The sequence below is a fragment of the Pantoea sp. BRR-3P genome (assembly GCF_039621635.1).
GTDB lineage: Bacteria > Pseudomonadota > Gammaproteobacteria > Enterobacterales > Enterobacteriaceae > Pantoea > Pantoea floridensis.
The window spans coordinates 42,625-67,136 of record NZ_CP155067.1 but is presented as its reverse complement, the minus strand read 5'-3'; the positions used below and the strand labels follow the sequence as shown (position 1 = coordinate 67,136).

Sequence of the window (24,512 nt, the reverse complement as noted above, 5' to 3'; positions counted from 1 at the left end):
GTGAAAATTAAAACCTGGCTGCTGGCGCTTATTATTCTGCTGGCCCACTCTCCCACGGTCTGGGCGAACTGTATTCGGGTGACCAGCACCTCGTCGCTCTCTGCCGCCGCACTGGCAGCCGGTTATACAGCCGGTTCCTGGCCAGGTGCTTGTGATACCTGCTCCGGCAATCTTGGCTTACCGTCTGTAATCAGTATCAACAGCGGGAGTACGTTTCAACCCTCCGGGACGCTGCTTGCCAGCTCTGTGGGTAGCTTTCTCTCATCGGCTAGCAGTGTGAACTATAGCCCGAATCAGATCCTGTATCGCTGCGCTGTGACTGATGCCGGCAGCCTGTACGAAATGTATGCCACGAATGGTGATAGCCCGTATGCCGGTATGTATGCCAGCAGTGAAGTAGAGGGGGCCTATTATGACGTGGCAAAAAATGTGGCAGTACGTATGACCAATCTCGCTACCGGGGAGTTTTACAGTCGCTACTGGAAATCACGTCAGTTTACTTCCGACAACTGGTATTCCGACGGCACCTACATTTATATCCCAGCCAGCGCCTTCAGCAACGTGTTGTATGAAATGTTTAAAATCAGCTCGACCAGTTACTATGCCTCCGCGGCGAATCGCTATACCGATATCTGGACGCAGCCACGCGGTTATATCGCCTTTAAAGGACCCGGGCTCGATACTAATAGCCTGCGGGATGGGCAAGACAGCGCTAGCTATTGGTATGGCTTTTACGCTAACTGGCCTGCCGCCTGGAGTAGTTACAAAAACGTTACTTATGTCCGCGGCGCACTGTGTGAAGTGAAAAATTATCCCTCGGTAGTGTTGTTGCCGACGATTAGCGTAGGGGCGTTATCGGGTGGTGGCAGCAGCCAGGCCCCCTTTTCCGTCACGCTGCAATGTGAATCTGGCGCGAATTCCAGTACTAGCACGTCAACGACAAGTTCAGCCAATGTCGCCATGGGCTTCCTTGTTAATCAGGCAACATCCGTTCTTAAAGCCACTCAAATGGGATTAACCACCAGCGGCGGCGGACTGACATGGCTGCTGGATAATCAATACGGCAGCAGTGGCGTGGCATCCGGAGTGGGCATCAAAATTTATGACGCTAACGGTGCTCCCATTAACCTGTTACCCGATCTCACCAGTACCGGTACAGGTAATACGCGAGGATGGTATGCCTATACCGATCTGACCTCGCTCGCCGCTTCCGGCACCAGCAACATGTATAGCGGTGACTTTACCGCTTCGCTTGAAGCACTGAGTGGACAAACAATTACAGCAGGGACAGTCAATGCGCAGTTGCAAGTGGTGGTTAGCTTTCAGTAACGCGTGGGTTTTAGCCTGTGTGCTTTACGCCCATTCTACTTTTGCCGTCGTAAATATTGATAAAACGCGCATTATCTTTAGTGCTAACGAAAGCAGCCAGACCTTGAATCTCAAAAATAGCCCTGATAATCCGACCATTGTGCAGATCTGGAGTGATGATGGGGACATAATGCAGTCACCTACGCTCACCCGGACACCGGTATTTGCTATGCCGCCGGTGATGAAACTTCTCCCCGATGAACAGCGAGTTATTCGGCTGATGTTACTCTCACAGCATTCTCTGCCCATGGATAAAGAGAGCCTGTACTGGCTTAATCTTTATCAAATACCTGCATTAGCAAAAGAGACAAGTCATGCTGAGCGCAAGGTGGTGCTGCCGCTACGACTGCGCCTTAAAGTCTTCATTCGCCCGGCAGCCCTTACCGCGCCTACACAGCAAGATGTGCAAGGCTTACGTTTTGAGAGCCGCAATCAGCTTTTAACTATCGTCAACCCGACGCCCTGGTTTATGAGCCTTCGTCTGCAAATTGAACCGAATAAGATGATCAATAATATTATGGTCGCCCCTAAAGGTAATTACACCTTACCTTTAAAACAGCCTTTACAGATAAATGAAAAAATATCCTTTGAGGTGTTCGATGATAATGGAAATCCTGTGCGCTATTTTGCACATTTGCATTGATAAATTAACGCACCAGCAAGGCGTATTTTCAGGTCACGCCACAACGTGTTTGGGTATTTATGCTTAATATATAAGCGTTAACCGAGATACCTGGCGCATGAACACCATTTAAAATTAATTATGACGGTTTTTTAAGAATAAACGCCAGGCAAAAATCCCCATCCTGCCTACAGTTGGTAATGAGGTTTTCATCAACGTGAAATGGAGGAGGTAATTTGTCTATTCAACACGACGGGAAAGGCTACGTCATTATTGGCGAAGCGGCATTAAGCATTGCCTTGGGTCAAAGAGTGGTCAGCGTTCATTCGCTAATCGACGAACTTGATCATATGGCAAATGCTGGCGGCAGCGAAGCGCGGTTGTCTGAGATCACCAAAGCCAGTGCCTGGCTGAAGAGTTTCGAAGAACCGGAGCGAGCAGTCCATCAAGTGCCCTACCTGCAAACGCTTGCAGGCTTGAACGACGAGACAAACTGACGCCATAGGACGTAGTCCGGCTCCGGCCGGAAGACGATAACGAAGATGACCTCAGCGGTCACGTTTCTACGTGTACCGGCCGGAGAATATGTCAGGGACGACACTCTCCCCCACACATTGCCCTCTTTATGCCTGCAAAAGATAAATGTCAGAATTAATACATTTACCGAACTTATTTAGAAAATAATTACTTCCTTACTAGTGAATGTAGTTTGTCGATTTTTAATATTCTGTTCCACAATTTGTGGTCAAACCAACTGCTGCATAAGAATTATTGGACATCGGCACAGTAAAATAGAAACGGCTTGAAATCGATTTCATTGACAACAAGGGTTCTTTTTAAGAATTTTCTTTAAGGATGCTTATTTGCCAGCATAATCATTCTTTACTCACTCTTTCAGCGAGTTGGCTAAACGTCACCTACGTTTAATTCTACCTTTTTTCAGCTAAATTCCAGGGACAAGTGGATGTAGCAGGAATAAAAGTGAATCCTTGACTACACTTTTTTGATGATTAACGAGAAATGAACAGGAGGAAACACCGTGTTATTTCATGATGACCAGCAAGGGCACATTATTATTGGCGAAGCAGTGTTTAACCTCGCCGTTAGTCAACAGGAAATCAGCGTTGAATCCCTTATTGCAGAATTAGATGTAATGGCAGAAAACGGTATCAGTGAAGATAAGCTTTCTCAAATTGCTGACGCCAGGCACTGGCTCAAAGGGTTCGTTAACACCGCCCCCCGACATCGCGCAGAACTCCGCTGGCTTGCTACAGCAAAGTCTCCTCAACTCATGAATCTGCCGTCGGAAGACAACAGTAAAACCTAATGTTATCTCGGTCGCGCCTGAGGGCGCGCAACCACATTTTTTTGAGGCTTCGCCGCTTACTTAAGCCAAAAATGCCTCTTTATTCAGGTGCGCATGAATGCGCACCCTACGAAATCCCCGCTCTCTATTTGCCTCTTCCTGGCCATGCCTTGAGTGCAGCGCCATAACGGAAAGCGTATAGCATTTCCCCCGCAACGCTGCATTGCGCATGCTCTCACTTATAGCTTGATGACAATTAGCACTTTTCGCCAAAAATCCAAATCTGTACACAACCAGAATATCTGTACAATTTTAAAATTAGTGTATAACTTTACACCTAGACAGAGTCGGCTATATTTCAATTTTAAGATGGTCGCTACGCGTCGCGTTATCACTACACTTCCGGATGAAGGGGATAAAGTCAATGCATCAAAGCACGCAGCAAAATACAGTTGAAGCAAACATTTTTCACCACTTCCTTAGTGCGGGTGATGCTCTCTCTGCGGAAACCGCGGTTATTGACGCCACGGTTCGTGATTTGACTAATCAAGGAAGAGAGGTCACGACCAGTGCGTTAATTTTGCACCTCATTTCGGACATTGAAACCACTTCTGATGCCGCGCAGGTCGATATCTTACTCAACACGCTTAAAGTCGTTGTAGGATTGACCCCGGGTGAAGAGGAGCGTTGGGCTTACTTCAACTGGTAAACGTTGTTTGCACCCTATTGCCACGATCTTTCGGATAGCTGGCCACAACGCTGAAGTCTCAACGCCATGTTGAGCTCGTAGCGCCAGCTTATCCGCCCTGCTCTTTTGTTTTCGCGCCGCTCCTCCTCTCTTTGCAACTCACTTCACTGTTACGGGCTGCTTCACCCTTGGTTTGCCTAATGCCGATCAGTTAAGCGCCGTATCAAATCACCGCACCTTCCGTAGCGGCGCGATTTATCGCGCAATGAATTGCGCCGTTACATTGTGTGCTCTCGATAATGAGGGTCTTTCATATCTTAACTGACAACCATCAGGCAAAAATTTGCCACAAAAATAGTGCCATTAATTTGCAAAGTGCTGACTTGCGTCTAGTCTGGACTGACCAGTAGGGAAAAGTAAAAAGCATTCCATAATAATTAGAGGTGAAAATATGATTTTGAGTGAGTTTATGTCAAAGGTGAATCGCTGGCCTGACATGCATTTCACAGCAATAGAGTGCGAGCCGCGCGATATGACCCATGAAATTTACGCCATCGATTGTACTCATCAAACGATGAGTCGCCTGCTGCTGTGCCGCACACCTGATCCGCAGCACGCTGAAGAAATAGTAAAACGCTTTAATGACTGGCTGCTCAAGAGTAATCGAGGGAGAAATAAGCGCCGGAAGCAATTAGACACGCACCAGCGGCATGCAGAGAAGACATTACGGGAATTGAAGGCACTTCCTACTGAATTAGCCACCTATCATTCAGCAAACATCTAACTTTCTAAGGTACGTCGCCCTCGCCTCTTTACGCTTTCACGCAGAGGCGAGGCCGAAAAAATCTCATTTATCATCATCCGGTGTGCGGCCCACGACGATTTCGAGGCAATTGCGCAGCACATCAAGCTGCTCAATATCATTCGTGCTTTCAAGTTCTGCGATCAAACTTAAAATAATGGCTTTATTCGTTACTCGTCCTCTTTCTGTCAGTAACGACTTCACTATGGCGCCAATCACCTGTTTTTCTTCGTCAAACTGATCTCCAGTACTATGTAAGAAGGACTGGAGGTCTGATTCGGTCGTATTCTGCTGCATCGGGTGTTCCTTTTAACCTTGGTGATTAATATGAGCTTTCTCTCGCTGACCCTTTTACCAGCATCAATGCCGGGTTGAGCCATCATTACCGAATTTTCCAGTCGTAATTATTACGCCCTTTTCTCGCTCTCCCGCGCCGGGACTATCGCGCCGTACCATTTCAGCCTCAACATCCCGAATGGCGAGCTTTGTAGCGCGCATGCGCACTTCATCATGCTCCGCGTTAAGCATGAGCCTAAGCTTAGTTAGAAGCGCACGTTGCGATATGCGCCCTTTTTCACGCAGTAACCTAACAACAGCCTCACCGATGAGAATGTCACAGAGTTTTTCTTCATCGCTGTTTTTCATATCACTCTCTGGCCAGATAGGCCGATTAACAACGTTTAGTCCCGGCCAAATAGCAGCGCTATCAGCTGGTGGTAGTGATGCTCTTCATCAGACGTGGAGGCGAGTTCGAGACGTGACAAAAGTTTTGTACAAATCGCTTTGCGATTCAGATTACGTCCCGAACGGAGGATCTCAACCACAATGCTACCCAGCGTTTCCTGCTGAGAAGGAAGTGATGCGTTGTTGAAATAAGCAGCAATGTCATTTATCGAACTGGAAGTGCCTACGTTCTGTTGCATGAAAACCCTCGGTTGGTCACGGTTTAATCGTTATGCCAGGAGGTGAAGTTATACAACAACAACGAGCTTGTACAGGTTTATTAAGCCAGAGGTAAGAAAAATATTTTTTATAAAAATGATTTGTGTATGGAGAGAATGGGCCGCCATGGCCCGCCTCTTCACTTTGTCCCCCTCGCATCCACGATTGCGTTATCGCTAACAATCGATAAAGTGAGTTACGAAGATAACCACAAGCTCGCATCCACCTCTTTAAACTGAGCACGAATAAAATGCTCTTTCAGATGATAAGGTACCGTACAATCAAAGATGGTTTTTGTCGTTGTTCCCTTCGCCGTTACGCGCGGGTCATAAAAAGGCTGTTGCGTAGGATCAAGCACATGCCCCGCAACACCGGGCACGAAAAGAGTATCGATGTCGCCGACATAACGCGTCTGCAAAGCCCACATCACATCATCGGTATCAAAGATATCGACATCTTCATCAACCAAAATCACGTTCTTAAGTTCACGATAGACTGAAAGCGCTATCAGCGCAGCCTGACGCGTCATACCGTCGTCACCGGCATTTTTCTTCTGCACCTGTAATATGGCAAGAAACTTACCGCCACCTGCGCTGTGGGCGTACACATTTTTTACCAGTCCTGGCAGAGCGTCCTCACATTCAATATGGATGCTGGCCTCCGTTGGAATACCCGCAAGGCTGACATGCTCCTCACCTGGTCCTACTAAGGTTTGCAGGATGGGATTTTTCCGCGTGGTGATAGCTTTCACTTTGATTACCGGCAGCGAAGGGTTTGCCTCCCCTGTATAACCGGGAAACTCCGGCATCGCCTTGCCGGTATGGCTGTTCTGATCTTCTGCAACGCGTACGCCGGGTAAAATTTCACCTTCAATAACAATTTCTGCGCGAGCAATCGCGCGCTGCTTAACGGTCAAACACTCCACCAGTTCAACCGGTTGACCTCGTAGTCCTCCCGCCACGCATAACTCATTAAAACCAAACGGTGTGGAGGGTGCTTCAAACTCTGCGCCAATATGAATTGCCGGATCAAGCCCCATATTAATGGACACCGCCAACGGCTTGCCCGCGGCTTCCGCCTTTAAGCGAAACGCATCAATGTGGCGTCCTGGCGCAAAAAATATTGAAAGTTCATCTTTGCTTTGAACACAAAGACGATGAATAGTGACATCAACATTATCGCGATCATCAGGATCGCTTCCCAACACCAGACCAAGACAAAAATAGGGTCCTGCATCTTCAGTTGTATTGGTCGGTGCCGGCAGAATTTTTCGTAAATCAAATCCCTCGTCCTCAGCCCGATAGACCACTTCCTGGCAGGGCGCATTCTCAGGCTCAATTACCATCGGCGGGGTCACGTTCCTTCGCGCTTCAGCCATCTGAATACCCAACTCACGTTCCGGCGCGCCCAGTAACGCACTCACGCGCTTACGGCTTGCCATTAAGCCGACCAAAACACGCGCGTCAGGAAAACCTTTGATATTGTTGAACGTCATAGCGGGGCCGATACGCGTGGGGCGCATCACCGTGCCACCTGCACCGATATAGCGATATACACCCGCAAGTTCGGCAATCGGATCCACTTCGCGGTTCGATTCAACATACTGTTCTGGTAATGTTTTAAGCAGTTCAATTGCTGAACGCAGATCGTTAACGGGGGGAACATTCCAGCCTTGAGGATGAGGTTCCCCGGCTTTAACGATGCGGTAAGTAGACGGTTTTTTTTGTGGCATGGTATGGCTCTCTCTCAGGGTTGTTCATGAAAGGTTTTCAGGTGAAATAGCACTTCTCCCCAATAGGTATTACAAAAAGGAAGATGCGGATCATTTTCTGACCAAACGCCGTGCTCCAGCTTAACGAGCGTGCGACCATCGTTTAAATCGCTGAGCGTAAAAACAAGTGTTTTACCGGGATCGCTGTCGCTCTCTTCTCGCGACGTCTGCACAATGCGCTCATCGCTTACAAGTTTTTCGGTTACCCAGCTGAAGTGAGTGTCCGGTTTTGGCCGCAGAGTAAGAACCTTTCCCGCCGCAATTTCTCCTTCGACCTTGCCGCCATGCCAGGCCGCCATTTTCTTCAGATCCGTGAGTGATGTATAAACCTCATGACGGCTGGCTGAGATTTTTATCGCGTGATACAACGTAACCATCTTATTCCTCACTATTTTCATGTATTCATTCAAAAGTGCCGAATAGAGAGTATAGGTTCAGTTTTAAGTAGCGTTCAGACGTAATGCGTTAACGTCTCGTTTATTCCTGATAGCGATTTTTATTAAGCCACGTTAAACACTGAAAATTTATTTAATTTTGTAAAATTCATATTACTCCGCCCGCTTACCATATTCTGATATGAACATGACTATTACATAGGCGAACAATTTCTTTTTTCATCTAAATTGAAAGGGCTATTGCGGGGCTGAAAAAGGTGAACTAAATATAATATGGAAATTTGAATTAGGTCCGGAGAGAAATGATGCCTTTTGCAGCAACGGCGGCGAACAGTGAAGAGAATAAACCCTCTGATAAAGCAGCGACTGTGCGTGTAACGCCGCTCACGGTGGGTAATATCACCATTAAGCAAGGTAAACCTGCCGTTATCGTGTCTTTAAACGGTGATAATGACAAAACCCTATTGAGTCAGGCCAGCCAGGCGGCCGAAAATGACGCTGTACAAATTGCCGAACTGCGCGTTGATAAACATCAAAATGCGCTGGACGCGGATCGAATTGCACATCTTGGCCATGCTGTACGTGAGCGGCTTGAGGGAAAGCCGCTGCTGCTGACGTTCCGCACTAAGGCAGAAGGCGGGAGTGGCGAGGTGGATGACCAAACTTATCTGGCACTGTATAAAAAATGGTTAGCGGCTGGCTTTGCCGATCTTATTGATGTTGAAATGCGCATTGGCGAGAGCATCACCCAAGAAATTATTAACGAAGCCCACCGTCGAAAAGTGGCTGTGATCCTCTCGTTTCACGATTTCGCCTCAACGCCGTCTTCTGCCGACCTACTTGAAAGGTTGCAGTGGCAAGCGGCTCAGGGCGCAGATATTCTAAAGATAGCTGTTATGCCGCATTGGCCTGACGATGTCATTCGACTGCTGGACGTTACCTGGCAAATGAGAAAGCAGTCCGACAAACCGTTACTCACCATGGCCATGGGTGACCCAGGCAAACTGTCGCGTGCCGCTGGCGAGCTTTTCGGAAGCAATTTAACGTTCGCCAGTCAGGGAGCGGCTTCTGCACCGGGCCAAATCAATATTGAGACCTTGTCTGTCATGCTCGATACGCTACATGTGGATCATGAAAATCTGACTTGAGCAGAATTTTGGCGTGTAGTGCGTTTAAAATGGGGCAGCGATGCGTCGCCAGATGACCTCGCGAAGAGCGTTTCCCTCGGCGCGAGGCCTGTTGGCGATATTATTTTTTCTTGTTCAGCATCGACTTTAAATCGGCAAAAGGATTATAGGTGGCTGCGGCAACATCTTTCTGCGCGTCTTCTCCCGCGACAACGCGCGTGCCGTACTGATCTGCTTCTGTGTACTTAGCGTGTTCGTGGTCATGACAATACAGACACAATAACTCCCAATTACTGCCGTCTTCGGGGTTATTGGTATGATCATGATCGATATGGTGAACGGTTAATTCGCGCAGGTTTGAATACACAAACTCACGCGCGCAGCGTCCACATACCCATGGATAAATTTTTAATGCCTTCTCACGGTAGCCGCTTTCCAGCCGCGCGTAATTTTTTGGAATCAGAGCCATTGTCGATATTACCTGTTCGAAGAGAGGATTGAATTGCGAGGTAAACAGGGTACTGCAAACCGCTGATCAAGTCCGCTCTTCGCGCCACTGCATTCGCTTATTTTGCAGCGACGCACTCTGGCGATACCTTTAGAACTCGGACTCTTCGCCTGGCAGTGATTCTGAAAGCGCCTGCCCTTCCACTCCCGCGTAGAAAATGACTAACTCGGTTGCGTCGTCGGTGGTATAGCCACGGTGCGCGCTGTTGATGGTTTCATTCAGCGCGTCCCCCGCTTTAACGCAATGGATCTTACCGGTTTCTTTGTCTTCAATCGTCAGCTGGCCAGATAAAATGTAAGCGGTATTCGGCATCGGATGCGTGTGCCAGGGAAGTTCGCTATGCGGAGGTAATGACATACGCATTACCGATATTTCTGGCTTACCGGCCGGGTATTCCTTGTAGGTCTGCCCGTTCCACGCGGTTCCGCTTTGGGAGACCAGCTCATGTTTACTCTCTGCCATATTTCCTCCTGTCATAATCGTCTGGTTCGAGTGTAGATGACTGAAATAAATCTGCAGCGCAGGGTATTACGAGCCCGCCACCTATAAGCCTAAACTGGCGTTCATCCGCATGCCTGCCTACACTTTCATCCCTTTACTCATACTCACGGAATCAGAGAGGCATTCATGTCCAAGGTATTTATTATTGGCGGTGCAGGAAACATTGGTCGTCGCCTTTCATCCCTGTTAGCAACCCAAGGCCATATTTCACGCCCGCTATTTCGTAAAGCGGAGCAGGAACAACCCTTACGCGATCGGGGTGCCGAGCCGGTTAACGGTGATTTAACCCGTTTGGATAGCGCCGCTCTTGCCGCATTAATGGCAGGAAGTGATGTGGTGGTCTTTACCGCCGGCGCGGGCGGTAAAGGCGGAGAGGAGATGACCAATGCCATTGACGGTGAAGGCCTGAAAACCGCTGTGGCTGCAGCACAGCAGGCTGGGATAAAACGCTTTTTGCTGGTTTCCGCTTTCCCTGAAGCGGGCAGAGGAAAAAACCTTTCCGCCACCTTCGAAAACTACATGCGCGTGAAAAAAATGGCGGACGTGGCGCTGGCACAAAGCCAGCTGGATTGGGTGATAGTGCGCCCTGGCACGCTAACGGATGAACAAGGCAGCGGAAAGGTCAATGCGGGCCTGGCTATTCCCTATGGCGATATCCCGCGTGAAGACGTTGCAGCTACGCTGGCAGAAATCATCGATCGGCCTGACCTCAATCGCATCATTATTGAGCTGACGAGCGGAGAAGTCGCGATTCGGGAAGCGGTGGGGCATTTAGCTAAAGACTAACTCGCCATCGTTGTCACCACAGAATTTTGCCGCGCTAAAGGCAGCACTCTTCTCTGCCTTTAGCGTTGATTCTGCTTACTCATCCAGCGACCGCAAATGATCGGTTTTATTCAACGTCATCAGCGCCGGAATACTCACCGCAGCCGTCACGATAATATACCAGGCGGGAATATCCAGATTGCCTGTCTGCTTAATGAGTGAAGTGATAATCAGCCCAGCACATCCCGAGAAAATAGCGTTAGAGAGAGAATAAGCCAGGCCAAGTCCGGTGTAGCGTACGCGCGTGGGAAACATCTCCGCCAGCATTGCCGGTCCCGGTCCTGCCAGCAACCCGACAATTCCTCCTGCCAGTAACACCACCAATGCCTTGATTAACAGCGTTGCGGCATCGGCCTGCAGTAATTTAAGCAACGGCAAAGCCAGCACCAGCAATAGACAAGCAGCAATAACCATCACGCGGCGACGCCCTATTCTGTCGCTGAGGATCCCCGCCGGGAGGATGGTTGCCGCAAAGCCGACGTTAGATATCACCGCAATCAGCAGCGCCTGATTAAATCCGGTATGCAGTGATGATTGCAAATAGGTGGGCATAATCACCAAATAGGTATATCCCGCCGCCGACCAAACCATCACGCGACTAATCGCCAGCAGGATGATCTTGAAAGTCGTGCCGAAGCTGGCCCGGACCGGTTGGGGCTGATGCGTTTTTTTCGCTTGCTGCTGGCGCACAAAGCTGGGTGTCTCTTCCATGCTGTACCGTAACCACAACGCCAGCGCCCCCATCGGTAATGCCAGGAAAAAAGGAATGCGCCAGCCCCAGTCGTGCATCTGTTCAGCACTTAACACGGCGGAAAGCAACGCCACAATGCCGGCTCCCGCCAGTAACCCCAATGCAACAGTGAATGATTGCCAGGCACCGTAACGTCCCCGCTGTCCTTTAGGGGCAAATTCAGTCATCAGTGAAACCGCGCCGCCATATTCCCCCCCGGCGAATAGGCCTTGCAGAATACGCAGCCCGGTGATGATCAGCGGCGCCGCCACACCAATGCTGGCATAGGTGGGAATCAAGCCGATCGCTGTCGTCGCTAACGTCATCATAATCAACACGAAAATCAGCGTGGGCTTGCGTCCCATCCTATCGCCCATGCGGCCAAAAAACACCGCGCCGAGAGGCCTAAAGAAAAAAGCGACCGCAAACGAGGCATAAGTGAGGATTAAACCCGTCAGCTCGGCTTCGCCCTGCAGGCGAAAGAAATTCTGCGCGATGACCGTGGCAAGAAAGCCATATACGGCAAATTCGTACCACTCAATAAAGTTGCCAACAGAACCCGCAATTAATGCGCGTTTCTGTGAATGCGTGGTCTTGTGTGGATTCTGCATACTGCGTTCTCTGGTCGGATAGTGATTCAACAGGATGCGTCATGCGTCTGCGTGGTCAAGGACAACCGTTTATTTCTCCTGCTTCTGTGAATACGCTCAATGTGGCGAGCGGGCAAAGAAATGGCATGCCGTGCTGTTGAATTAATTTTAACCCGCATCCGCCGCTGCTACGCTTGTGCTTTTTGCTTCTCTCACGGCAACAAGCATACCGATCACCGCTGCGCCCGCCAGTCCCCACATCACCCATTGGAAACCTGCGGTCTCGCCGCCGGTTTGAAAGATCTGTGTTGCTAAGGCTAACCCTAACGCGCCGCCAAGATTATGTAGCGTCCACGAAATGCCAATTCCCTGCGCGTGGTAGGCCTCGGGCAAAGCAGCGAGTGCTGCTGCGACAGAAGGCCCGAGGATGGCCCCCCAACCTGCCCCCATCAGTATGAAGGCGAGAAAGAGAGGTAAGAGCGCTGAGCTGACGAGGCTCTGTAGCAGTGCGGAAACCGCCAGCAGGGCAAAACCTGCCGCCATCACCGGCCAGGGCGAAAACCGGTCAGCAACACGGCCTGCCAGTGGCGATACCAGCGCCATGATTAACGTCACCGGCAGCAGCATCAGGCCAAGTTGTGCATCACTCAAATGAAAGATTGCCATCAGGCGGAACGGCATCAGCATAAACGCCGAGCAGTAGAATATCGCCAGCAACACGGAGAGCAAACAGGCGGACACAAAGCTGCGAATACGCAATAGATGAAAGTCGATCATCGGTTGAATCGCGCGTTTTTCTAGCAGCACAAAAGCCAGCAACAGCAGCAGCGACGCCAGCAGCGTCACGAATGAAGTCCACGTTAACATCCCCCATTGCAGGACATGGCTGCACCACACCAGCAGTGGAGCTAACCCGGCAGTCATCAGCAGCCAGCCAGGTATATCCAGACGCGTTTCATTACGTCTGCGCGATGCCGCAATACAGCCGCTGCAAAAAAGAAAACTCAGCAGGATAAGCGGCACATTCAGCAGGAAAACCGCACGCCAGCCGAGCCAGCTTACCAGCACCCCGCCGGCTACCGGCCCCAACGCTAATCCAAGTCCGTTCGCGGCAAACAGCACGCCAAGGGCGCTGCCGCGTTTTGCCACGGGCATTGCCTCAACCAGAATAGTGGCACTGACGGTATACAGTACCGCGCAGCCCGCGCCCTGTAACAAGCGACAAAAGTGCAAGAACAGCAGGTTAGGGGCTAATCCCGCCCCTAGCGAAGCCGTGCCAAATAGCAGCATCCCGGCATAAAGCACCCGACGAGCCCCCATGCGTTCAGCCAGACGGGCTGACATCACCATGCAGCAACACAGTGCCATCACAAACAGCGTCATTGCCCACTGCACATCCTCAATATCAGTCTGAAAATGTCGCTGCAGTGCGGGTAAAGCGGTATTGACGATGGTGAAATCAATACAACCCAGAAAGCTGGCCAGACAAATGCCTGTTTGCATGCGGATCAATTTAGCGGGTGTAACAGAGTGAGAAGCTGACATGCGAAGGTCCTGAGGCGAAAACCTTATCCTGACACGATTTAAATTCGCCATTTACGCTATGTTTTCGTCATACTGGCGAATCTTTATCGTCAATTCCAGGTCGCAAAAAAATGGTCAACACCGATAGGCTGAACGGCATCCGTGCTTTTGTGCAGGCGGCCCAGGCGGGTGGATTCAGTCAGGCTGCAGAGCAACTCGGTTTATCGCGTTCCACCGTGGGAAAAGCAGTGGCCCGTCTGGAAGCACGCTTGCAGGTGAAATTATTTCAGCGCACCACTCGATCCCTGTCGCTGACCAGTGAAGGTGAACAATTTTATCAGGATTGCCTGCAGATTTTGGCGAGTCTGGATGCGGCAGAGAATCGACTTACGGCGCATGCCAGCGAACCGACCGGCCAATTGCGGGTAGCAGCGCCGCCCTTGCTGGGTGAGAAATGGGTGATGCCCGTCTTATTGCCGCTGACGCGCCGCTGGCAAGGACTGTCTCTCGATGTGCGGCTCTCAACCAAACGCATCGATCTGGCAGCCGAAGGGGTTGATCTCGCGATACGTATCGGGGCACCCGGCCATCACGCGGATCTGACTGCTCGCCTGATTGGCCAGCAACCGTTGCTGTTATGCGCCGCGCCTTCCCTGATAACGACTGTTAATCCTCTGGATAAACCAGACGGTCTTATTGATTTTCCGCATCTAACGTTACTTGAAAACGGTCGATCGCAGCCGTGGCTACTGAAAAACGCTGAGGAGATGGTTTACTGGCAGCCAGACGATCGATTGCGCTTCAGTAGCATGAGTGCCGTTTATGCTGCGACTCTTGAAGGCTACGGCATTGCACAATTACCGCGCTGGCTGGTAAATGAGGATATCCAGAGTAGAAAACTGATTGAGATCCTGCCGCAAACGCGCAGCAACAGCCTGCCCATTTACGCCGTGTGGTTGAAAACCGCCGCGATGCCGCTGCGGCTAAGGTGTGCGATTGATGCGCTGAAACAGGCCTTTGCGCAACAGCCTTTGTAAATCACTCTTTAAGCCTTAGGCGCCCTCTCGCATACAAACCAGGCAGTAAGCCGCTCTTTTTTCGGCATGATGCGTGCGGAAATATTGCCAGGCATGCGCGGGTGAATAAAAGGACCCCATAAACACGCGATTATTATAGGCCGGCGCCCAGCGGCAGTGTTCACGGTGGAGATTACAGCAACCGTCGGCATCCTCCTGACTAAACACGTAAAAGTCGGTTACGGTTAATTTCATTTGCTACTCCACTTAAGGCATAAAAAATAGGAAAAATACCACGCTTAAAATCGCCTTTTGCGGAAACTCGCTTGCAAACGTCTTTAACACCGATTCAAAAAGATCCATCTATTAAAGATAGCCCGCGTAGCGTCTATTGTCTCTAATTAACGATAAACATAAATAAGCCGAACGGAATAACAATAAACCCAAGCCGTTAAATATATTAACTCATTTTGCCGACGCGCTTAACAGTACCACTATTTACTACATCCGATCGCTGTAACCCCCTAAAGTACCCTTTTTGTTTATGCGTAGGCAGCCACTAGGATATTTCTTAAAAGAAGAATATAAGTTCTGGCACAATTAAACTTAAGTAAACTTAAATTTAATCGCGCGGGAGGTTTTATCATGGCCAGTTACACTATTCGTATTGAGTTGAAAGAGCCCACAGCCAGTATGCAGATCGAATTACTCTATGCGATGCTCGAAAATGGATTCTCACGCAGTTTGGTATGTGAAAAGGGATATGCCTACGTATTACCGGTCAATGAATTTGTCTACGTAGGCACTGAAAACATAAGAAGTTTAACTGACAGGATAGTAAATTTAGTCAATGACTTTAGCGAAGATCCTGCGGTGCTGATTACGCAGTCCGCCGCGCGCTGCTGGTCAGGCCTGCGTGGGGTGAACCTTGCATAAACGACAGGATAAACGTCCTCTCACTGCGGTGATGACGTTTAACTTATGAGTTAGCTTTACTTAACACGCTCAGCTTACGGCAGTAAATATGTTTGTCTCTCTTCATCAAAGCGAAGCGTAATATGCCAAAAAATTGGCTGCTTGAATGTTATCTCATAAACGTTAATTCAGATATTTTAAAACCGGAAATGGTATCACTCCCGGTTTTTACCAATAGGCGTCTTAACCCGTTAAGTCAGCCAGGATAAATACCGCGGTCCTTACGTGCCAGTAAAATACGTTCGCAGGCAACAATATAAGCGGCGGTACGCAGTGAACAGCGTTTTTCTGCGGCTTTGTCCCAAACATGAACCATCGCTTCGGTCATGATGCGATCCATACGCTTATTAATCTCGTCTTCGCTCCAGAAGAAACTCGCCATATCCTGCACCCACTCGAAGTAACTCACCGTTACCCCACCGGCATTACAGATTACGTCCGGCACTACCTGTACGCCACGGTTAGCCAGCACATCATCGGCATCCGGGTAGGTTGGGCCGTTCGCCCCTTCAAGCACCAGTTTTGCACTGATAATTTCCGCACGTTCGCGGGTAATCTGCCCCTCAAGCGCGGCCGGGATCAGAATATCCATGGCCGTGGTCCAGAACTGCTCTTTCTCGATTTCACGTGCGCCTGGGAAACCGGCAATCTGTTTATGCTCGGCCTGCCATGCACTTAGCGCAGTTAAATCGATCCCGCCCTCATTAAACAAGGTGGCAGTGTGGTCCTGAATCACCACCACGCGCGCACCCGCTTCGGCAAACAGACGGGCCGCTTCGCTGCCCACGTTACCAAAGCCCTGCAGCGCCACACGCGCGCCTTCAATGGTAATGTTGGAGCGCTGCGCCACTTCCCGACCGGTAATAAATACGCCACGGCCGGTCGCTTTCTCACGGCCTAACGAGCCGCCAAGATGGATCGGTTTACCGGTCACCACACCCGTAATGGTGGTGCCATGGTTCATCGAGTACGTGTCCATCATCCAGGCCATGACTTTGCCGTTGGTACCGACATCCGGCGCGGGAATATCTTTCTGTGGACCAATAATCAGACCAATTTCACTGGTGTAACGACGCGTTAATCGTTCCAACTCACCTTCAGACAGCGCATGGGGATCAACGCGAATGCCGCCTTTGGCCCCGCCATAAGGCAGGTTGACCGCCGCACACTTGATGGTCATCCAGGCAGAGAGCGCCATCACTTCGTTCAGGTCAACCGCGGGATGGTAACGCACGCCGCCTTTGCCTGGCCCGCGCGATAAGTTGTGCTGCACGCGATAGCCTTCAAAATGGCGGATGGATCCGTCATCCATTTGCACCGGGATATCAACAATCAATGCTCTTTTGGGATGACGCAGCGTTTCTATCCAGCGAGATAATTCACCAAGATAAGGCGCAACGCGGTCAATTTGGCTTAGGTAGGTAGTCCAGGGAGATGTACTGCTTTCAGACGCGTAAGATAACTTTTCCATGAGAAGCCTGTTTAATCAGAGTTATTTATATTGAAAAGACGTGGAAAGGTAATGCATTGCACTAGGCAGGGTTTAATTTAGCATCTTTAAAAAAAGAGAATAATGGCGAAAAAGAAAACATTAACGTTCCCAATGCAAATTGGCGTTTTTGAATGAATAAATAAGCAATGAAATTGCTCTGCATGAAACGCATATCTATGCAATACATATGCAATTAAGTGCATAAATTGGGATTTTTTCCCTATTTTTCAGTTCTTTGATGGTCATCAAAAAGTGAATAAAGTGTTATTTTATCGCATTGACTTTGTTAACTCAGGCAACCACGATGAGTGAAACTCAGTGGGAAATCTCGATCATGAATTAGGCTTTTATCAGTTTTGTTGTTCTTGCAACTAGTTAAACGTGCCTTTTTACAGGGGCCAAACAGATACGTTTAATTATGCCTTTACGGAAAGAATAAAACCCTTATTTGCCATTGATGCTTGCGGGCAGGCATCGCCATGCGTCTCTTCGCCAGACTGAAGGAATCATTGTGTCTAACAAACCGACTCAAGAGCAGCTTCAGCCTGCTCCGTCTAACGACGCCCCGCAAAAACTGCAGCGCGGACTAAGCGAACGCCATATTCAGATGATCGCGCTAGGAGGCTCCATTGGCACAGGACTGTTTATGGGAGCAGGCCGCAATATTGCGGTGGCCGGAACCTCTATTTTGATTATCTACGTGTTGGTGGGCTTCTTTAGCTATATGGTGATGCGGGCGATGGGAGAGCTACTGCTGACGCGGCTGGATTATCGATCGTTTGCCGATTTTGTCAGTGACTATCTCGGGCCGAAAGCCAGCTTCTATTTGGGTTGGTCCTATTGGCTAAGCTGGGTTGTGACCTGCATTGCCGACGTGGTGGTGTGCGGTGCCTATATGCAGTATTGGTTTCCGGAAATGTCGGCGTGGATACCGGCATTATTCACCCTTAGCATACTGTGTTTGTTTAACATGCTGTCGGTGAAAGCCTTTGGTGAAGCGGAGTTCTGGTTCGCGTTGATCAAAGTGATTACCATCATTGCGCTGATTTTAACCGGGGGATGGATGGTGTTTACCGGCTGGACGTCGCCTGACGGCGTCACCGCATCGGTACATAATCTGACCGATCCCGCCGTGTTTATGCCGCATGGCATCACCGGCTTTCTCGCGGGGTTCCAAATCGCTATTTTCTCTTATACCGGGATTGAGCTGCTAGGCACCATGACCGCGGAAACGCGCGATCCCGAGAAAATTCTGCCACGCGCCATTAATGCCTTGCCGCTGCGTATTGTGGTTTTTTACCTGCTCTCGATGATGGTCATTATTGCGGTCACCTCCTGGCAGGGCGTTTCGCCAGACACCAGCCCCTTTGTCACACTCTTCGCGAAGGCCGGATTGCCCGCCGCAGCAGCGATCATTAATTTCGTGGCGCTCACTTCGGCGATGTCCTCCGCAAATAGCGGTGTCTACTCCAGTACCCGCATGTTGTATGGCTTGTCGATTGAGAAGCACGCGCACTGGCAATTTCGCATTCTTTCGCGCACCACGCGCATCCCGCTGCGCAGTCTGCTGTTCTCCTGCTTCTGTATGCTGAGCGGAACGTTGCTGCTGTTCCTTGTACCGAATGTCTCTACGCTCTTCACTATCGTTTCGACGCTGGCCGCCATTCTGGTGATCTATTGCTGGGGAATGATTCTGGTGTCCTATCTGGTATACCGCAGACATCGCCCGGACCTGCATCAAAAATCAACATTCAAAATGCCCGGTGGCATTGTTATGGCCTGGGCCACGCTGATTTTCTTCCTGTTTTCGGTCGTAATCATGGTATTTGACCCCGACACACTCGCCGCCCTGGCGGTTTCGCCAACGTGGTTCATTGCGCTTTGGTTGATCTGGAAAATAAAAGAAAAACGTGCCGGTGCGGAGAAGCGTGAATGGAATGCTAAATCTGCCTCTTCATGAGGCAGATGTCTTAACCATAGCCAGATTTCGATGACGTTTCCCATTTCAACGCCTGGCTCATTTCCATCTCCAAACGAATAGCACCGCAGTTACTCAGCAGATTCTCCACTTTATTTTCAAAGTCGAGAAGCTGGTTACCCTCGATTTCGAGCATCATATAGGCAATCTCATGACGGCACTCTTCACCAAAGGTCTTTAACTTTTTTTCTTTCAGCAGCCACTGAACGAGCAACTCTTTTTTCTCGTCTTCTTTTTTTCCCCGCGCGCTGAATTTCAGGTAGCGAACCTGAAGCAGCAGCTGATGATAAAAATAAGCAATGCTATCGAGTTGTTTTAGGTTCATGGCGCATCCTCGTTTATCAGTGCATGAAATGAGGAATCAGCCTGCTTTCACAGGCTGAGGGAGGAGATTTAAAGGGGTGCTGCCGGCGCGGCGGCCTGATCGTAACCGCCCCACACTGACTGATCGAACTCAATCATTGAGCCGGTCATCAAGCCAGACTCTTCGCTGGCGAGGAATGCCACCGCGCGCGCCACTTCTTCAGGTTGGATCAGACGACCAAACGGCTGAGACGCCGCGGCTTTCTCCAGCCAGTTATCTTCCGCGCTGTGATATTGCTTCATGATGCGATCTTCACCTTCCGATGCCATCCAGCCAATATTCAAACCATTGACTCGAATACGGTTACGTAACAGTGCATAAGCGGTATTGCGTGTCAGCGTGGCCAGCGCCCCCTTGGAAGAGCAATATGCGGCGATAAAAGGTTGCCCCGCCAGCGATGACATCGAACAGATATTCACGATGCTGCCAGCAATATTGTCACGGCGCATCAGCTTGATGGCCTCCTGCATCAGGAAGAACGGGCCACGGACGTTGGTGGCGAAGATACGGTCAAAAAGTTCTGGGTCGGTGTCCAGAATCGTCCCGCGATCGCTCATGCCACCCGCATTGACTAAGACATCGACGCGGCCATGCAGCTTATCGGCGGTAGCGATGACGTTACGACAATCCTCTACGTTAGATAAATCTGCGCGCACGAAATCCACTTTGGTCTCGCTTTCACCGTTTAAGCGCTCGGCAACTTTGGCCCCTTTCTCCTGATTGCGGCCACAAATCACCACCGCGCTGGCGCCCAGCTGCGTAAACTGGCGTGCAATCGCTGCGCCCACGCCCTGTGTTCCTCCGGTAACCACTGCCACTTTACCTGTTAACTGGCTCATCATAGTGCTCCTGAAATGACTGAATAACCGGCTGCGTCGAGCGCAGAACGAAGTGTTTTATAACCAATATGCGCGTATTCCAGCGGCGGTGCTTTCGCCGGATCTTGTTCCGCTTCCACCACAAACCAGCCCTGATAGCCGATTTGCGCCAGCTTGTTAACGATGGCGTTAAAATCGATCATGCCGTCGCCGGGTACGGTATAAATCCCCTTCAGCACCGCATCGAGGAAAGAGTCACGGTTTCTATCGATTGCATGCAGCACCGACTCGCGCACGTCTTTGGTGTGCACGTGGATGATGCGGCTGCCGTGCTTTTCCAGAATCCGCAGCGGATCAACGCCTGCAAAGACAAGATGACCGGCGTCAAACAGCAGCCCAACGTCCGGCGTGGTGACGGCCATCAAGCGGTCAATATCATGTTCATCCTCAATGGCGGTTCCCATGTGATGATGAAAAGCCAGCGGCACACCGTAATCCCGGCAAAAGGCAGCAAATTGAATCAGCTTTTCGCCGTATTCGCGCATCTGTTCATCAGTGAGGCGACGACGCTGCACCAGCGGCACACGTTGCTGATTTTGGATGGTGCCGGCCGTTTCGCCATACACCAGGCACGCGGCGCCGCAATCGCGGAAAAGCGCCATTTGCGGCAGCGATTTTTTGATCTCCGCTTCCACGCTGTTGTCCAGCAAGGTGCCGGAATACCAGCCTGACACCAAATCCAGCTGAAACTCTTGCAGTAACGGTTTTAGCGCCTCGGAGGTTTTCGGAAATTTTCCGCCGGTTTCAACGCCCTGAAATCCCGCCTGATGACTCTCAGACAAGCAGGTGGTCAGCGGCGTATCCCCACCCAACTGCGGCAGGTCATCATTCGACCAGGCAATGGGCGCGATGCCCAGTTTTGCTTTTAACATCATGAACTCCCTGATTAAATGCCGACGCGCTGCGCCAGGCGGCCTTTGACGTGCTCTTCACGCGCTTTGTTGACGCTGTCACGCGCGCTGACTTCCGGCACCCCGACATCCCACCAGGCATCGCCCGGCGTCCAATCAAAAGGATGCGTCGCAATCGAGATGACCGTAGTGCGATCGTTGCCTTTGGCCCAGCTGATGGCTTCTTCAAGTTCATCCAGCGAAGAAACCTTGCGCGCCAGCGCCCCCATCGATTGCGCATGCGCGACGAAATCGACGTGAAACGGCTCTTGCACCCGGCAATCTTTCAGCAGGTTATTGAACGACGCGCCGCCCTTGGCATTCTGCAAGCGGTTGATCACCGCATAGCCGCCGTTATCACACACCAGCAGAATGAATTTGTGCCCGGAAAGTACGCTGGAGTAGATATCGGAATTCATCATCATGTAGGTGCCGTCGCCGATCATCACGAACACGTCGCGATCCTGCTCAGCCATCGCCACGCCCCATCCGGCGGAGAGCTCATAGCCCATACAGGAGAAGCCAAATTCACAGTCAAATGTGCCGGGGTTCTTCACCCGCCAGCCTTTCACCAGTTCGCCCGGCAAGCCGCCCGCCGCGCTGATGATGTAATCCTCAGCCGCGGCAGCCGCATTCACTACGCCGATGACCTGCGCATAGGTAGGATCGCCTTCCGCTACCGTGCGCTCCTGACGCGCAGCAATCAGCTCGTTCCATTTGGCAAATTCCCGGCGCCCTTTCTCCAGCCAGCTGTCGGTTGCTTTCCAGTCGCCGAGCGCCGTATCGAGTTCGGTAATGCCTTCGCGGGCATCACACTCAAGCGGGATGGCGAAATGCTTGTGTGCATCAAAGCGCGCGGCATTGAGGGCGATAAATTGCGCGTTACGATCAAACACCGTCCACGAACCGGTAACGAAATCCATCAAGCGCGTGCCCACCGCAATCACTACGTCCGCTTCGGCGGCCAGCGCATTGGCTGACGTTGAACCGAGAATGCCAATCGGCCCGCAATGAATTGGATGGTCGTGGGTAAACGCGCCCTTGCCGGCGATGGTTTCCACCACCGGGATGCCATGCGCCTGGGCAAACTGCGCCAGTTCTGCTTCAGCCTGCGAGTAGCGCACGCCGCCACCGGAAATAATCAGCGGGCGTTTGGCCTGTTTCAGGCATGCAACGGCGCGAGCCAGAAGCTGACGATCGGGACGTGGACGCGGCATCAGATGCAAACGCGGAGTAAAGAACTCTTCTGGGTAATCCCACGCCATCTCCTGCACGTCCTGGCATACGCCAATAAATGCTGGGCCACAGTCGCCGGGATCGAGCAGGGTTGCCACGGCCTGTGGCAGAGAGGAGAGGATTTGTTCAGGATAGGTAATCCGATCCCAGTAGCGCGACACCGCTTTAAAGGCATCATTCACCGTTTGGGTCGGATCGTTGAAATGCTCGACCTGCTGCATCACCGGATCGGGATGACGACGGGCAAAGCTGTCACCGCAGATCATCAGCAGCGGCAAGCGGCTCGTATGCGCCACGCCCGCTGCGGTAAGCAGATTGGTGGTGCCAGGACCAATCGAGGCGGTAACCACCATGATTTGACGTCGTACCATCGCCTTAGCAAAACCCACGGCCGCAAATGCCATCGATTGCTCATTCTGTCCGCGCCAGGTCGGCAATACATCCTGCGCCGCTTCCAGCGCCTCGCCCAGGCAAGTGACATTGCCGTGACCAAAAATGCCATACACGCCCGGGAACAGCGGTACGCGCTTGCCATCCACTTCGGTAAACTGATTGCTCAGATAGCGAACTATCGCCTGAGCTGTCGTGCAACGAATCGTAGCCATATCCTCACTCACTCTTCAGAGATGCTGCTCGGCAGCATCGCGGTTCATCTCACAATTTAAATTGCCATAACGAAATATTAGCAATATAAGTTGCAACTTCAGGCGACAAAACTCCCGCTTAAAAGCAGGCGGGAGCCCGTTAATTCACATTATGCGCGGTTGCGTTTGCGCGGTGATTCAGCGCGTTTTTCACGTTCAGTAATGGTTTCAATGCGCGGCTGCGCCACTTCAGGCTGTAAAACCGCCGCCAGCGCCATAGCAATGCTTTGCGCCAGACACACCGGCGCGGCCAGCGAGCGTGAAAAGCTGTACTCCTCTTCCGGAATGTTGAACAGCACGCTGGCACCTTTGGCTAAAGGCGATAACGGACCATCGGTAATCGCGATCACCGGAATGGCGCGTGCGCTAGCGTGGTCGGCAATGGCAATCACCTCTTTGGCGTAATGACGGAAGGCGATGGCGATCAGCACGTCATTTTCGCGCATATGATTAGCCATTTCCGGCGCCAGTCCGCCGGCGGAATCCAGCAGGATGACCCGGCGATTCAGCATGGTCAGCAGGTAGCGTAGCAGTAACGCAATGGGCTCGGAGCGCAGCTGACCGGCGATGTAAATGGTTTCCGCTTCCTTCAGATACGTCGCGGTGGCATCAAGATCAGCCTCCGTTACGTTGCTCAGCAGCTCCTGCAATGTCGCGATATCCCGGATCACCAGACTTTGCAGAAAGCCAAGGCTGCCATTTTGCTCATTCTTGCGCAGATCGTTTTCCAGTGCGGTGATGCGCTCGTTGTACCCCGGCGCCGCAGTGGCAAGGCGGGTTTGAAACACGCTCTGCATCTGTTTAAAACCGCTATAGCCAAACACCTGCGCAAAACGCACCAGCACCGAGGGATGCAGACCGCATTTAGCGGCAACAGCGTTAATCGACTCCAGCGCCACCGTGTTTGGGTTTTGTGTCACATAGCGGGCTGCCTGCTGGTGTCGCACCGACAACTGCGCATAGCGTTTGGTAATTTCATCCACAATTTGCTCGTAATTCTCATGAGGCAGCGTGGCTTGCATCTTCTCGATCTTACTCATCCATCATTCCTTTTTGGCGTAAAGCCCGTCTCGCCAGCACGCTACCGCAATAAAAATTGCAAGTAAAACTCTAATGCAATTAGTTCTAACCTATTCGTTTCCAACTGGGAAAAACTCAGCGTGATATTTGTGATTTGCTTCGAAAAATTCACTTTTAGTCTTAATGAAACACCTCAACCATCTGAAGAAGAAGAATATTACTACATGATATTCAACAACATTTTACGCTAAACCCTCAATTTCACCTCACACCAGTCATATCATTGCAATTTTTATTGCTCCGATCCTAACATTGCAACT

General features: G+C 50.9%; 26 protein-coding genes. 11 read left to right on the top strand and 15 right to left on the bottom strand.

The window, feature by feature from the left end; all coding sequences use genetic code 11:
• The 6 genes from stbD to AAGR08_RS19910 all read left to right on the top strand — a co-directional run bounded on the left by stbD (position 1) and on the right by AAGR08_RS19910 (position 4,768).
• Complete coding sequence (gene stbD / locus AAGR08_RS19935; protein ID WP_097098103.1) at positions 1-1,329, top strand: fimbrial usher protein StbD; 1,329 nt, start codon at positions 1-3, stop codon at positions 1,327-1,329.
• Complete coding sequence (locus AAGR08_RS19930) at positions 1,265-2,011, top strand: fimbrial assembly chaperone (RefSeq protein ID WP_345830458.1); 747 nt, start codon at positions 1,265-1,267, stop codon at positions 2,009-2,011. Before stbD ends, AAGR08_RS19930 begins: the two co-directional genes overlap by 65 nt.
• Before the next feature lie 215 nt (positions 2,012-2,226).
• Complete coding sequence (locus AAGR08_RS19925; RefSeq protein WP_345830456.1) at positions 2,227-2,487, top strand: hypothetical protein; 261 nt, start codon at positions 2,227-2,229, stop codon at positions 2,485-2,487.
• Between the two features lie 542 nt (positions 2,488-3,029).
• The gene (locus AAGR08_RS19920) at positions 3,030-3,317 is read left to right on the top strand and encodes a hypothetical protein (protein WP_345830454.1); all 288 of its coding nucleotides are present in this window, start codon (positions 3,030-3,032) and stop codon (positions 3,315-3,317) included.
• A gap of 403 nt (positions 3,318-3,720) precedes the next feature.
• Positions 3,721-4,005, top strand: coding sequence for a biofilm development regulator YmgB/AriR family protein (locus tag AAGR08_RS19915; protein ID WP_097098107.1), 285 nt, complete (start codon positions 3,721-3,723; stop codon positions 4,003-4,005).
• 430 nt (positions 4,006-4,435) lie between these two features.
• Complete coding sequence (locus tag AAGR08_RS19910; RefSeq protein WP_345830451.1) at positions 4,436-4,768, top strand: hypothetical protein; 333 nt, start codon at positions 4,436-4,438, stop codon at positions 4,766-4,768.
• 63 nt (positions 4,769-4,831) lie between these two features.
• Here AAGR08_RS19910 and AAGR08_RS19905 read toward each other — a convergent pair whose 3' ends face one another.
• From AAGR08_RS19905 to AAGR08_RS19885, 5 genes are all read right to left on the bottom strand, one after another.
• Positions 4,832-5,083, bottom strand: coding sequence for a biofilm/acid-resistance regulator YmgB/AriR (locus tag AAGR08_RS19905; RefSeq protein ID WP_097098109.1), 252 nt, complete (start codon positions 5,081-5,083; stop codon positions 4,832-4,834).
• A gap of 63 nt (positions 5,084-5,146) precedes the next feature.
• Positions 5,147-5,431, bottom strand: a complete 285-nt coding sequence (locus AAGR08_RS19900; protein ID WP_345830449.1) for a hypothetical protein — start codon at positions 5,429-5,431, stop codon at positions 5,147-5,149.
• Positions 5,432-5,466: 35 nt separating this feature from the next.
• A complete protein-coding gene (gene ycgZ, locus AAGR08_RS19895) occupies positions 5,467-5,709 on the bottom strand; it encodes a regulatory protein YcgZ (protein ID WP_097098111.1) in 243 nt (80 codons plus the stop codon).
• A 215-nt stretch (positions 5,710-5,924) separates the two neighbouring features.
• Complete coding sequence (locus tag AAGR08_RS19890) at positions 5,925-7,460, bottom strand: UbiD family decarboxylase (protein ID WP_345830448.1); 1,536 nt, start codon at positions 7,458-7,460, stop codon at positions 5,925-5,927.
• Between the two features lie 14 nt (positions 7,461-7,474).
• On the bottom strand, positions 7,475-7,876 hold the full coding sequence (locus AAGR08_RS19885; protein WP_097098113.1) for an SRPBCC domain-containing protein: 402 nt from the start codon (positions 7,874-7,876) through the stop codon (positions 7,475-7,477).
• A 320-nt stretch (positions 7,877-8,196) separates the two neighbouring features.
• Here AAGR08_RS19885 and aroD point away from each other — a divergent pair, with 320 nt between their 5' ends.
• The gene (gene aroD, locus AAGR08_RS19880) at positions 8,197-9,042 is read left to right on the top strand and encodes a type I 3-dehydroquinate dehydratase (protein ID WP_345830445.1); all 846 of its coding nucleotides are present in this window, start codon (positions 8,197-8,199) and stop codon (positions 9,040-9,042) included.
• Between the two features lie 100 nt (positions 9,043-9,142).
• Here aroD and yajD read toward each other — a convergent pair whose 3' ends face one another.
• Together yajD and AAGR08_RS19870 are read right to left on the bottom strand one after the other, a co-directional pair.
• Entirely contained in the window at positions 9,143-9,490 is a 348-nt protein-coding gene (gene yajD / locus AAGR08_RS19875; RefSeq protein ID WP_097098115.1) for an HNH nuclease YajD, read from the bottom strand.
• Positions 9,491-9,619: 129 nt separating this feature from the next.
• A complete protein-coding gene (locus AAGR08_RS19870) occupies positions 9,620-9,991 on the bottom strand; it encodes a cupin domain-containing protein (protein ID WP_345830443.1) in 372 nt (123 codons plus the stop codon).
• 165 nt (positions 9,992-10,156) lie between these two features.
• Between AAGR08_RS19870 and AAGR08_RS19865 the strand changes: the two genes are divergently transcribed.
• The gene (locus AAGR08_RS19865; protein WP_345830441.1) at positions 10,157-10,816 is read left to right on the top strand and encodes an NAD(P)H-binding protein; all 660 of its coding nucleotides are present in this window, start codon (positions 10,157-10,159) and stop codon (positions 10,814-10,816) included.
• Positions 10,817-10,891: 75 nt separating this feature from the next.
• Here AAGR08_RS19865 and AAGR08_RS19860 read toward each other — a convergent pair whose 3' ends face one another.
• Complete coding sequence (locus AAGR08_RS19860; protein ID WP_097098118.1) at positions 10,892-12,196, bottom strand: MFS transporter; 1,305 nt, start codon at positions 12,194-12,196, stop codon at positions 10,892-10,894.
• A gap of 147 nt (positions 12,197-12,343) precedes the next feature.
• Positions 12,344-13,720, bottom strand: a complete 1,377-nt coding sequence (locus AAGR08_RS19855) for an MFS transporter (RefSeq protein WP_345830439.1) — start codon at positions 13,718-13,720, stop codon at positions 12,344-12,346.
• Positions 13,721-13,830: 110 nt separating this feature from the next.
• Between AAGR08_RS19855 and AAGR08_RS19850 the strand changes: the two genes are divergently transcribed.
• Together AAGR08_RS19850 and AAGR08_RS19845 are read left to right on the top strand one after the other, a co-directional pair.
• Positions 13,831-14,736 (top strand): LysR family transcriptional regulator, encoded by a 906-nt coding sequence (locus tag AAGR08_RS19850; RefSeq protein ID WP_345830438.1) that lies wholly within the window; start codon positions 13,831-13,833, stop codon positions 14,734-14,736.
• Positions 14,737-15,360: 624 nt separating this feature from the next.
• The gene (locus tag AAGR08_RS19845; RefSeq protein WP_097098122.1) at positions 15,361-15,651 is read left to right on the top strand and encodes a hypothetical protein; all 291 of its coding nucleotides are present in this window, start codon (positions 15,361-15,363) and stop codon (positions 15,649-15,651) included.
• 235 nt (positions 15,652-15,886) lie between these two features.
• On the opposite strand, the gene AAGR08_RS19840 is transcribed toward AAGR08_RS19845, so the two are convergent.
• Positions 15,887-17,161, bottom strand: a complete 1,275-nt coding sequence (locus AAGR08_RS19840; RefSeq protein WP_097098123.1) for a Glu/Leu/Phe/Val dehydrogenase — start codon at positions 17,159-17,161, stop codon at positions 15,887-15,889.
• A 532-nt stretch (positions 17,162-17,693) separates the two neighbouring features.
• On the opposite strand from AAGR08_RS19840, the gene AAGR08_RS19835 reads away from it, so the two are divergent.
• Positions 17,694-19,142, top strand: a complete 1,449-nt coding sequence (locus AAGR08_RS19835) for an amino acid permease (RefSeq protein WP_097098124.1) — start codon at positions 17,694-17,696, stop codon at positions 19,140-19,142.
• Between the two features lie 10 nt (positions 19,143-19,152).
• Here the strand turns inward: AAGR08_RS19835 and AAGR08_RS19830 are convergent, their stop codons facing one another.
• The 5 genes from AAGR08_RS19830 to AAGR08_RS19810 form a co-directional block, all read right to left on the bottom strand.
• Positions 19,153-19,485 carry a hypothetical protein gene (locus AAGR08_RS19830; protein WP_097098125.1) on the bottom strand — a complete coding sequence of 111 codons (333 nt, stop codon included), beginning with the start codon at positions 19,483-19,485 and terminating at the stop codon, positions 19,153-19,155.
• Between the two features lie 68 nt (positions 19,486-19,553).
• Positions 19,554-20,363 carry an SDR family oxidoreductase gene (locus AAGR08_RS19825; protein ID WP_097098126.1) on the bottom strand — a complete coding sequence of 270 codons (810 nt, stop codon included), beginning with the start codon at positions 20,361-20,363 and terminating at the stop codon, positions 19,554-19,556.
• Positions 20,363-21,277: a myo-inosose-2 dehydratase gene (gene iolE / locus AAGR08_RS19820; protein WP_097098127.1), complete on the bottom strand. Its 915-nt coding sequence runs from the start codon at positions 21,275-21,277 to the stop codon at positions 20,363-20,365. Before iolE ends, AAGR08_RS19825 begins: the two co-directional genes overlap by 1 nt.
• 11 nt (positions 21,278-21,288) lie before the next feature.
• Positions 21,289-23,133, bottom strand: a complete 1,845-nt coding sequence (gene iolD, locus AAGR08_RS19815) for a 3D-(3,5/4)-trihydroxycyclohexane-1,2-dione acylhydrolase (decyclizing) (RefSeq protein ID WP_097098128.1) — start codon at positions 23,131-23,133, stop codon at positions 21,289-21,291.
• Between the two features lie 149 nt (positions 23,134-23,282).
• Positions 23,283-24,212 carry a MurR/RpiR family transcriptional regulator gene (locus tag AAGR08_RS19810; protein WP_097098129.1) on the bottom strand — a complete coding sequence of 310 codons (930 nt, stop codon included), beginning with the start codon at positions 24,210-24,212 and terminating at the stop codon, positions 23,283-23,285.
• Positions 24,213-24,512 lie beyond the last annotated feature (300 nt).